Source organism: Streptomyces sp. NPDC002730, assembly GCF_042888805.1.
Lineage (GTDB): Bacteria > Actinomycetota > Actinomycetes > Streptomycetales > Streptomycetaceae > Streptomyces.
This window is the reverse complement of sequence record NZ_JBIAQG010000058.1, coordinates 1-2,801: the sequence shown is the minus strand read 5'-3', so window position 1 is coordinate 2,801 and position 2,801 is coordinate 1. Positions and strand designations below refer to the sequence as shown.

The window sequence follows — 2,801 nt, the reverse complement described above, 5'->3', positions numbered from 1 at the left end:
CCCGCAACCTCCCTCCAATGGGGCCTGTGGGAACAGCGCAGCGGAATCACCGGACACCTCACCACCGCAGACATCGAGCGCATCCACCGCTCCGGCATGACCCCCCTCCCCACCCAACTCGCCCTCCAACTCCTCGACACAGCACGCGCATCGGGCGCCCCTGTCTCGTCGCCCATGAGTCTTGACCTCGCCATGTTCCGCGCGCCCTCCGCCACGGTCCCCGCCCTGCTGCGCGGACTCGTCGGCACGCCCGTGCGCCGTGTGGTGGCGAGCGAAGCGGCAGCGGCCGGCGGCGCGTCCGTCCTGGCCCGCCGTCTCGCCGGGCTCTCGCCCGCCGAGCGGACGAGCACCTTGCTCGAGCTCGTACGCGGTCATGTCGCGTCCGTACTCGGCCATGGCAACGCACAAGCGATCGAGCCGAAGCGGGCCTTCAAAGAGGTGGGGTTCGACTCGCTGACCGCGGTCGAGCTGCGCAACCGCCTGAACACTCTCACCGGCCTCCGTCTCCCGGCGACACTCACTTTCGACTACCCGACCCCGTCGGCGCTGGTGGAGCACCTCCTCTCCGAGACGTTCGCCGATCAGTCCGCCACCACCGGTTTCGTGGCTCCGGTCGCCGGGCCGCGGAACGACGACGAGCCGATCGCCATCGTCGGTATGGCCTGCCGCTTCCCGGGTGATGTCGCGTCGCCGGACGACCTCTGGCGCATGGTCGTCGAGAAGGGTGAAGGTCTCTCCACGTTCCCCACCGACCGCGGCTGGGACATCGAGGGCGTGTACGACCCGGATCCGACGCACGTCGGCACGACGTACGTCCGCGAAGGCGGATTCGTCTCCGCCGCGGACTTCGACGCCGAGTTCTTCGGTATCTCGCCGCGTGAGGCGCTGGCGATGGACCCGCAGCAGCGGCTGCTGCTCGAAGCCTCCTGGGAGTCGCTGGAGGCCGCGGGGATCGACCCGGCGTCCGTACGCGGCAGCCAGACAGGTGTCTTCGCCGGTGTCATGAACACCGACTACTTCCCGAGCCTCCAGTCGGTGCCCGAGGACCTGGAGGGCTACCTCAGCACGGGCACGTCCGGAAGCGTGGCCTCCGGACGTATCTCGTACGCGCTCGGTCTCGAAGGCCCGGCCGTTTCGGTGGACACGGCGTGCTCGTCCTCGCTCGTCGCGCTGCACCTGGCAGTTCAGTCGCTGCGCCGGGGAGAGTGCTCGCTGGCGCTGGCCGGCGGCGTCACGGTCATGTCGACACCTGACACCTTTGTCGACTTCTCGCGCCAGCGCGGTCTCGCACCCGACGGCCGCTGCAAGGCCTTCGCGGGTGCGGCCGACGGCACGATCTGGGCCGAGGGCGTGGGCATGCTGCTCGTCGAGCGGCTGTCGGACGCCGAGCGCAACGGCCACAAGGTGCTTGCGGTCGTCCGCGGCTCCGCCGTGAACCAGGACGGCGCGTCGAACGGTCTGACCGCTCCGAACGGTCCCTCGCAGCAACGCGTCATCCGCCAGGCACTGGCGGGCGCGGGCCTGTCCACGGCCGATGTGGACGTGGTGGAAGCGCACGGTACGGGCACGCGGCTCGGCGACCCGATCGAAGCTCAGGCGCTGCTGGCCACGTACGGCCAGGGGCGCGAGGGCGGGGAGCCGTTGTGGCTGGGCTCGGTGAAGTCCAATATCGGCCACACCCAGGCTGCAGCCGGCGCTGCGGGCATCATCAAGATGGTCGTCGCGATGCAGGAGGGTGTTCTCCCGCAGACCCTGCACGTGGACGAACCGTCGCCCGAGATCGACTGGTCGGCGGGGGCGGTGTCGCTGCTCACCGAGGCACGGGAATGGCCCGACCTGGACCGCCCGCGCCGCGCCGCCGTCTCGTCCTTCGGCATCAGCGGCACCAATGCGCATGTGATTCTGGAGCAGGCGCCGGCCGTGGAAGCTGTTGAAGCTTCCGAGGCTCCGGTGGTTGGTGGGGTCGTTCCGTGGGTGCTGTCGGGCAAGTCTGAGGGTGCGCTGCGGGCGCAGGCTGAGCGGCTGTACTCCTTCGTGGAGGGCTCCGAGCTGGGTCTGGCGGATGTGGGTTACTCGCTGGCGGTGTCGCGGGCGCGGTTCGAGCACCGGGCCGTGGTCTCGGGTGCGAGCCGTGAGGAGCTGCTGTCCGGGCTGGAGGCTCTCGCCGCCGGACGGACGGCCCCAGGACTGGTCGACGGATCGACCGGTACGGGCGGCAAGCTGGCGTTCCTGTTCACGGGACAGGGAAGTCAGCGGGCCGGGATGGGCCGGGAGCTGTACGAGGCGTATCCGGTCTTCGCGGCGGCCTTCGACGAGGTCTGTGCGCACTTTGACGGGCACCTTGAGCGTCCGCTGAAGGAGCTCGTCTTCGGCACGGACAACGCGGACTCCGGTCTGCTGGACCAGACGGTATTCACGCAGGCCGCACTGTTCGCGGTCGAGGTCGCACTCTTCCGCCTCGTCGAGGCGTGGGGACTGACCCCGGACTTCCTCGTCGGCCACTCCGTCGGCGAGCTCGCTGCCGCACACGCAGCAGGCGTCTTCACCCTCGAAGACGCCACCAAGCTGGTCGCTGCACGAGGCCGCCTTATGCAGGCCCTGCCCGCCGGTGGAGCGATGGCCGCGATTCAGGCCACCGAGGTGGAGATCCTGCCGCTGCTGGAGGGCCGGGAGCACGAGATCGCGATCGCCGCGATCAACGGACCTTCGTCCGTGGTCATTTCCGGTGACGAGAACGCTGTGGTGGAGGTGCTGGAGTACTGGCGGGAGCAGGGCCGCAAGGTCCGCCAGCTCCGCGTCAG

The 2,801-nt window shown here is 69.8% G+C and carries 1 protein-coding gene; it reads left to right on the top strand.

All coding sequences use genetic code 11. The features are described from left to right. Positions 1–2,801 (top strand): beta-ketoacyl synthase N-terminal-like domain-containing protein (locus tag ACFYXH_RS42375; protein WP_389575159.1); only part of this gene is annotated, 2,801 nt, incomplete at both ends.